The sequence below is a fragment of the Thioalkalivibrio sp. ALMg13-2 genome (genome assembly GCF_000381185.1).
Taxonomy (GTDB): domain Bacteria; phylum Pseudomonadota; class Gammaproteobacteria; order Ectothiorhodospirales; family Ectothiorhodospiraceae; genus Thioalkalivibrio; species Thioalkalivibrio versutus.
The window spans coordinates 1-8189 of sequence record NZ_KB906140.1 but is presented as its reverse complement, the minus strand read 5'-3'; the positions used below and the strand labels follow the sequence as shown (position 1 = coordinate 8189).

9 protein-coding genes are annotated in these 8189 nt (G+C 57.7%); 3 read left to right on the top strand and 6 right to left on the bottom strand.

The window, feature by feature from the left end; translation table 11 throughout:
* Both F618_RS0114100 and F618_RS15085 read left to right on the top strand, forming a co-directional pair.
* On the top strand, window positions 1-239 hold a 239-nt coding region (locus F618_RS0114100), incomplete at its 5' end, for an integrase core domain-containing protein (RefSeq protein ID WP_019568950.1).
* Window positions 240-284: 45 nt separating this feature from the next.
* Window positions 285-2516 carry a site-specific DNA-methyltransferase gene (locus tag F618_RS15085; protein WP_081620924.1) on the top strand — a complete coding sequence of 744 codons (2232 nt, stop codon included), beginning with the start codon at window positions 285-287 and terminating at the stop codon, window positions 2514-2516.
* Between the two features lie 709 nt (window positions 2517-3225).
* On the opposite strand, the gene F618_RS16680 is transcribed toward F618_RS15085, so the two are convergent.
* Window positions 3226-3303, bottom strand: a complete 78-nt coding sequence (locus F618_RS16680) for a hypothetical protein (protein ID WP_369772999.1) — start codon at window positions 3301-3303, stop codon at window positions 3226-3228.
* Here F618_RS16680 and F618_RS0114090 point away from each other — a divergent pair.
* Window positions 3275-4687 (top strand): 3'-5' exonuclease, encoded by a 1413-nt coding sequence (locus F618_RS0114090; RefSeq protein ID WP_369772998.1) that lies wholly within the window; start codon window positions 3275-3277, stop codon window positions 4685-4687. The genes F618_RS16680 and F618_RS0114090 overlap by 29 nt on opposite strands.
* Before the next feature lie 12 nt (window positions 4688-4699).
* On the opposite strand, the gene F618_RS16535 is transcribed toward F618_RS0114090, so the two are convergent.
* The 5 genes from F618_RS16535 to F618_RS16460 all read right to left on the bottom strand — a co-directional run.
* Entirely contained in the window at window positions 4700-4894 is a 195-nt protein-coding gene (locus F618_RS16535) for a DUF4372 domain-containing protein (RefSeq protein ID WP_081620923.1), read from the bottom strand.
* A gap of 183 nt (window positions 4895-5077) precedes the next feature.
* On the bottom strand, window positions 5078-6043 hold the full coding sequence (locus F618_RS15820; RefSeq protein WP_081620922.1) for a DUF3883 domain-containing protein: 966 nt from the start codon (window positions 6041-6043) through the stop codon (window positions 5078-5080).
* Window positions 6044-6401: 358 nt separating this feature from the next.
* Entirely contained in the window at window positions 6402-6845 is a 444-nt protein-coding gene (locus tag F618_RS0114070) for a hypothetical protein (RefSeq protein WP_019568944.1), read from the bottom strand.
* 183 nt (window positions 6846-7028) lie between these two features.
* Window positions 7029-7730, bottom strand: coding sequence for a YajG family lipoprotein (locus F618_RS0114065; protein ID WP_026331248.1), 702 nt, complete (start codon window positions 7728-7730; stop codon window positions 7029-7031).
* 20 nt (window positions 7731-7750) lie between these two features.
* Window positions 7751-8189 (bottom strand): hypothetical protein (locus F618_RS16460; RefSeq protein ID WP_038071705.1); only part of this gene is annotated, 439 nt, incomplete at its 5' end.

Here is an 8189-nt window from a genome sequence, read left to right as displayed (position 1 = left end):
AACTGAGCTTCATCCAGCCGGGCAAACCGATGCAGAACGGCTTCATCGAACGGTTCAACGGCAGCTACCGCCGCGGGGTCCTGGACCTCTACGTCTTCCGAACGCTGACCGAAGTCCGGGAACACACCGAGCAGTGGCTGCAGGACTACAACGAAACCATCCCTCACGACGCGCTGGGGGACCTGACGCCGGTCGAATACCGGCAGTTACACACCCCGGAAACCTCTAGTTATGCGTAGACCTAATCCGGGGAAGTCGACACCCATATCACCCGTGAGCCGGAAATGGTCAAGGCCTTTCGTGATACCTGGCGTGATGGCATTCACTCGTACCTCTCTTATCTGCGCGACCGTCTGACCGTGGCGCGGGATTTATTGACCGATTCTGGCTCAATCTTCGTTCAGATCGGTGATGAGAATGTCCATCGAGTCCGAGCCTTGATGGATGAGATTTTTGGGGATGACAATTTTGTCAGCGAGATCATTGTAATCAAATCATCTGGCCTCGGCGCGAATACCCTTCCGAGGCAGAATGACTACATATTAATGTACGCCAAGTTGGCAACTGCATTAAAGTATCGACAGCTTTTCAAACCAAAGGCACTTGATGGCGAAGGCGCAGGCGCTTACCAATTAGCAAAGTCGACCGACGGAGTCATCCGGCGATTGAGAAAAGGCGAACTCGAAGCGCCAGGCACCATCCCCACCAATCTCACCGTGCTGCGGCTTGGCGATCTCACAAAACCCGGACCGGGCTCAAAGTATGAAATTGAGTTTCAAGGAAAACTTTATTCGAGCAAGTCTCGATGGTGGGGCATGCCCAAAGATACGTTATTGCGTGCCATCAAAGCGGATCGTGTTTTTGGATCAGCAACAACCCTTAGCTATCAACGTCTACTAAGTGACTGGAGCGCTTTTCCCCTGACAAATATTTGGGCTGATACTGGAACTGGGAGTGGTTTGAATAAAATTTACGTAGTTCAGACAGACGAGAAGATCGTCCAGCGATGCCTCCTCATGGCCACTGACCCCGGCGACTTGGTTCTTGACCCAACATGCGGTTCCGGCACTACTGCCACTGTCGCCGAACAGTGGGGACGCCGCTGGATCACCATCGATACCTCGCGCGTGGCACTGGCCCTGGCGCGCGCCCGCATCATGGGGGCTCGCTATCCGTACTACCTGCTAGCCGATAGCCGCGACGGCCAGTTGAAGGAATCGGAAATCACCCGCACAGCGCCCTCCAGCCAACCCACCCGAGGCCATATCGCCCACGGCTTTGTCTACGAGCGGGTGCCTCATATCACCCTCAAATCCATCGCCAACAATGCCGAGATCGATGTGATCTGGGAGCGCTTCCAGGAAACCCTGGAACCGCTGCGCGAGCGGCTCAACGACGCCGTGGCGGCCAATTGGGAGGAGTGGGAGATCCCCCGCCAGTCGGGCGAAGAGTGGCCCGAAGAGGCCAAGCAGCTTCACGCCCGCTGGTGGGAGAAACGCATCGCCCGCCAGCAGGAGATCGACGCATCCATCGCCGCCAAGGCCGACCACGAATTCCTCTACGACAAGCCCTACGAAGATAAGAAGAAAGTGCGCGTCGCCGGCCCTTTCACCGTGGAAAGCCTCTCCCCCCATCGGGTGCTGGGCGTGGACGAGAACGACGAGCTGATCGATCCCGCCGGTGCCGAGGGTGACGGTGGCTACAGCGAAGAGCGCGACTTCGTTCAGATCATTTTGGAGAACCTCAAAACCGCCGGCGTCCAGCAAGCCCACAGAGAAGACAAGATCACCTTCACCGCCCTGACCCCCTGGCCCGGCGACCTGATCTGCGCCGAAGGGCGCTATTTTGAAGGTGGAGAAGAAACCGGGAAAGAGAAGCGCGCTGCCATCTTCATCGGCCCCGAGTTCGGCACCGTCTCCCGTCCGGACCTGGTAGCCGCCGCCCGCGAAGCCGGCGACGCCGACTTCGACGTGCTCATCACCTGCGCCTTCAACTATGACGCCCACTCCAGCGAGTTCGACAAGCTCGGCCGCGTCCCCGTGCTCAAGGCGCGCATGAACGCCGACCTGCATATGGCCGCCGACCTCAAGAACACCGGCAAGGGCAACCTCTTCGTCATCTTCGGCGAGCCGGACATCGATATCGTCGATGCTGCAGGCCCCAATGGCACGGGCGACGGGGAGCCCGGCCAGATACAGGTAAAGGTCAATGGCGTCGACGTCTTCCACCCCAACACCGGTGAGGTCCGCTCCGACGGCGCTGACGGCATCGCCTGCTGGTTCATCGACACCGATTACAACGAGGAGAGCTTCTTCGTCCGCCACGCCTATTTCCTCGGCGCCAACGACCCCTACAAATCGCTGAAGACCACCCTCAAAGCCGAGATCGACGAGGACGCCTGGGCCACCCTACACAGCGATACCTCGCGCCCCTTCGCCAAACCGAAGGCCGGGCGCATCGCAGTGAAGGTGATCAACCACCTTGGCGACGAAGTGATGAAGGTGTTCAGGGTATGATGACGGCATCTATAACCGGGGCAAACCGCCATGGCTACTGCTGTGGGAAAAGGGCGTCATCCCACAAAGCCTCGCTGATCTGATCGAAGGACTTTGATCACATGAACTTCCGCATCGCCGACACCTTCACGACCAGCCTCGCAAAACTCACCGGCGATGAGCAGAAGTCGGTCAAGACCACCGCCTTCGACCTGCAGATGAACCCGGCCAATCCCGGCATGAAATTCCACAAGCTGGACAAGGCTCGTGACAAGGATTTCTGGTCGGTGCGCGTCAGCAGCGATATTCGACTGATCGTCCACAAGAGCGATGACAGCCTGCTCCTCTGCTATGTGGACCACCATGACAAGGCCTATCAATGGGCCGAAGGGCGCAAACTCGAGGTCCATCCAAAAACTGGCGCGGCTCAGCTGGTGCAGGTCAGGGAAACCGTCAAGGACATCATGGTTCCTCGCTATGTGGCACAGGATCCTGCCGAGGCCGCAAAACCCAGGCTCTTCGAGGAGATCGCCGAGGAAGCTCTGCTGGGCTACGGCGTCCCCACTGACTGGATGGATGACGTTCGACAGGCCAATGAAGACACATTGCTTGAGTTAGCTGAACATCTGCCCGCGGAAGCGGCGGAAGCGCTGCTCGAGCTGGCTACCGGGGGCAACCCAGAGCCTTTCGGCACATACACTGGCGACAGCCCCTTCGAGCATCCGGATGCTCAACGTCGATTCCGTATCATGACCGACGTCGAGGAGCTCGAGCGAGCACTGGATTCTCCATGGGAAAGGTGGAGCATCTTTCTACACCCGGCACAGCGCCAATGGGTCGAACGCGACTATAACGGCCCCGCTCGTGTGTCGGGGTCCGCTGGTACGGGAAAGACTGTTGTGGCCTTGCACCGGGCCGTTTATCTGGCCGAAGCCCATCCGGACGCCCGAGTCCTCCTTGCCACCTTCTCGGATTCTCTGGCAGCGATGCTCAAGGCAAAACTGTTGCTGTTGATTGGCAATCGGCCGAGGCTTGGGGAGCGTATCGATGTCTATTCGATGGATGCCCTGGGGACGCGATTGTATGAGCTGCATTCAGGTTCGCCGCGTCTCGCCACCCGCGAATTGATTGAATCCCTGCTGATAGAGGCATCCGAAAAACAATCTGGCGCCAACTTTTCGAGACGGTTCCTGGTGTCCGAGTGGGAGGATGTAGTCGATGCCTGGCAACTCGACAGTTGGGAGGCCTATCGCGATGTCCGGCGTTTAGGCAGAAAGACTCGTCTACCCGAGTCGCAGCGACTGACGTTGTGGGCCGTCTTCGAGGAGGTCAGGCAGGCCCTGAAGCAACGCGGACTGCTCACCCAGGCAAGCCTTTTCCATGAACTGGCTTCCAAGATGGAACAGCGGTCCGCCCCATTGTATGACTTCGCCATTATTGATGAGGCTCAGGACATACGGGTGCCTCAGCTGCAGTTCCTGGCGTCACTAGGCGCCAATCGGCCGAACAGTCTCTTCTTCGCCGGCGATCTCGGCCAGCGCATCTTCCAGCAGCCGTTTTCTTGGAAGACGCTTGGCGTGAATATCCAGGGTCGTTCCCGCACCCTGCGTATCAACTACCGCACTTCACATCAGATCCGCCGTCAGGCTGACTTGCTTCTCGATCCCGAGCTTTATGATGTCGATGGAAATTCAGAACAACGCACGGGCACTGTGTCCGTCTTTAATGGCCCTGCCCCTGACCTGAAAGCCCTCGATTCTCACGAAGAGGAGGCCGGATACGTGGCAGAGTGGCTACGACGCAGCCTCTCACAAGGCGCCGAGCCCGGAGAGATGGCCATCTTCGTTCGCTCAGCTGATGAGCTGCCTAGGGCAAGGAATGCAGCCCAGCTGGCCAATATGGGATGGCTGGAACTCGATGAGAAAATGCAGTCCACATCGGACCTGGTGAACATAAGTACCATGCATTACGCCAAGGGCCTCGAATTTCGCGCTGTTGCCGTGATGGCCTGCGATGACGAGATCTTGCCATCTCAGGAGCGGATCGAATCGGTATCCGATAATGCCGACCTTGAAGAGGTCTACAACACCGAACGACATCTACTCTACGTTGCCTGCACCCGAGCAAGGGACCACCTGCTGGTCACTAGCGGTGCTCAGCCCTCTGAATTCATGGATGACATGCTCCGTTGATCCCGATGACTATCAACACTGAACAAAACGATCATTACGGGTGTTCAGGTGATAGCGCAGCGCGGGATCGTTCATCAGCCCGGACTCGACATCGCGCAGGTTGTGCCGCTGGCCCACATGCCCAACCACCAAGGCCAGGAACTGGCTCCAGCGGGAAAAGGTACGCTGCGCCGCGGCCCATCCAGCTCCATTGCCATTCGATCGAATTCAAGCCCCTGCACGCATTGGAGAATCTGACGAAGTACAGTAGCATAACAAGCAATAACCCGATTCCCCGATTCGATTCAACGTTTTGCGATGACATCATTGTATCGAAAACGGCCCAGGAATCGGGCTATCTCGTTGAATTAAGCGGGACAGCAGTGGAACCCGCCCGAGTTCACGCCGTTGTTAGATGCATTTGATTGATGCACTCTTTTTGATTTCAATTTCCAGCGTCCCGTCTACCGCGGCATCGACGACCCATCCCCTCTTCTCTTTACTGTATCTGCATACATATAGCTCCGGAGAGCTTAGCGCGTTTGTGACCACAGCGAGACGATACGAGGGCGATAATTCCGAAAATGCATTAAATTCGTTTGGAGTGAGCTCTACCGAGAATGCGTCTCCAGAAAGGCCTTTTACTTCAATTTTCAGTAGCGTTTTTCCGGATCGAGCCTCTAGGTCCCATCCGAGATTGTCCCTTTCCACGCTTTCAACGGAATAACCAAGTTTTTCAAAGTGTGCAGAGCATAAACAGATCGCTTCCTGCTCAATTCTGACTTTACGCGCTTGGTCTTGGTTGCTTTTACTTCCCTTCTTGGTTGACGACCTGACTCTATTTCCGCCAACCAGTTCAAGCACCCTCTTAACAATAGGAGCACTTTCCGGCTTGTCCGCGTACCAGACATTGGCACGCCCCATACTGCCCTTGACTTGCCTTGGGATTTCCAATGTCCTTTCATCAACAGGAAGCAATGTTCCTTTATTCAACGGCGCTGAAATCCAATAGCCATCAACACCGTTCTGACGCTGAACAGCCGGAATCGCGGAAAACGTTTGGTAATTTCGATACACGGTCGCGTCTTTATACCAGCCGATAACAGCTGTACCTCCAGTTGGTCGGGTAGCGGTCCAAATGACAGTCACGCCACCGACAGAGTCTTCATGCGATTCAGCTCCGATCCGTTCAATATCAATTTTTTCACCAGGAGGCTGGACATATCCGTACAGACGCTTTTTGAACGGAGCAAAATTGCATACCTCATGGCCTCGCCCTTCTTCCTTGACGTATGAGCCGCCACCAGCAATTGTGTCTCCGGCGCTTAGCCCCTGATAGTGCTCCATCCATCCAACATTACAGACAAGAACCGCCATGCATCTCCCCTTTTTCTAAAGCGGCGCCCTACGAGGGCGCCCTGTGGACGGCCGCAAGACCGGGAACGAACTTGAGCGACTGGTTAGCCTGCTCCAAGTGCGGCTTTGCATACCGGACAGACCCGAAACTTGGCGTCATCACCCGCCCATACTGCGACGACTTGAAGCCCCCCCGTAACAGATCCACCACCGACCAGATCCACGCCGCCGTCTCCGAATGATTCTCCGTGTTCAAGCCCTGCCCTCCCCTAATCTCTTCGATGTACGGGTACCTCGTTCCATGAGGCCTCTACCCGAGCAACTTCGTGCAGCCACGTACCGTTTGGGGCCACTTCAACATGTCCAGATCGCTTTAGGCTCAAGATCGCGCGCCCTCCGCGATACGGGCCTCGATCCGCTGCAGCAGGTTCAGCACTGCGGCGAAGACAAACCCCATGAGCCCCAACATTAAGGCCCATCCCACATGAGGCAAAGCGAGAATGAGCCACTGATTGCGAGAGAGCTCCATTTGAGCAAGACCGATTCCGATCGCCAGCAGGTACAACAATGGGCCGATGATCGATACCAGCTTCAACACACCGATCAGCGTGTCCGCTGGTCCAACACTCGAGACTTGTGGCCGCCTTACAGGGGGATTGCCTTCCTGGCCTCCCTCCCCTTCTTCGCGGATATGCAGCTCAGCGTCGGGATAGCGGTCCTGAAGCATCTGCATTTTTCGGACGCGCTCGGTCTCGGAGCGAAAGGGCGTGCTCTTGATGTGACCCGGCTGGTTGGGATCTTCGTACTCGATTATGCCTGTCATCGTGACCCTCATTAGACGTCGATGGATCTAAACTCTGATGGCCACCCCTGCCTCACCCAGCCAGGCAGGTGTGCTGGAAGCGCTGCCCTCGACGCCACCGCCTAAGCCTGCTCGTGGACTGCCCTGCCTCGTCTCTTGGTCGTACGAGTCCGGATGGCGAACGGAGCTCCGCACCGCCCTCCATCAGTCCACCAACTGCAGTACCCGCTCACGGTATTCGTCTTCGGGTAAGACGCCCCGATCCCGGAGGCGGCGCAGTGCTTCGAGATCCGCCTCCAACTCGGTGGAAGATTGAGTTTCCGAGGGCCCTTCGGCGATGGCGCGGTGCAGACGTTCGTCGTCCAATGCCTCGTCGATCGTCTCCCACAAGGTCCGCGTCAGGAGCTCTTCCAGTTTCTCGATCGACGCGAAGATGCCGCCGCCTGCGCCACCCTCGACATTGCTAGACCGAACGGAATTCTCATACGCGATGTGGCGGGCGCCACGTTCGACCAGGGTGACATCCAGTCTCGAATGCGCCTCGCGGCGCATCATCTGATTCGAATCCAGTTGTTCGATGTCGACTTCCAGGATGAACGCATCCTCACCCTCGTCCGCGAGCATTCCCCGCTGTTCAAGTCCCGTATTGAACTGGCTGCGGACCACCTCGGACACCGGCTCTTCGGTCTCGAGCGTCTGCAGCGGATTCCCGAAGCCACCCCGAATGGCCCCCAGCCAGTTCGAGCCGTGTTGCCGGCTGTCCGTAACGGAACCCATCTCGACATTCGCCGAACCGACGCCAACCGTGTCACTGCTCTGCGCAGGATCCAGGCTGACAGGCGTCGTGGTGCACCCGACCAGCAACATCCCGCCCAACATCACCCCTGCCAGTTTTCCGCTGATCACTATCTCTGCCCCTCTTGGGTTCAGGCCCTAGCCTGTTGCCTGCGACTTGATGGCGAGGCCGAGTGTCGACTCGCCCGTCCCCCGAAATAAAACTCGGTCGCGTGCGCCTCGCTGAACAGGTCATGCCCTCGCACACATCGGGTCTGCGTCGTCCAGACGGTGAAGGCCCCGTCGTAAGTTTTGTCGCCGCACACCTCTTTCGGGCACGTCACGACGTCGTCGCATTGCACACAGCGAAGTTCTCCCGCGATCGCCGAAACCATTTGCGTGAACCGGCCGCGCAGTTCGGACCGAAACGCGTCCGGGAGATCGGTGATGGCATCGACACGATCGTCCGCGGCCTGCAGCCATAACCGAAAGGCCCGACGAGGCCCGTCCGGTCTTGCCGCGACCACAGGCGGGTCACGTTCTTCCAGCCAGTGCTCCAGGTCGCGGGCGGAAACAATCCATTCACAGCCG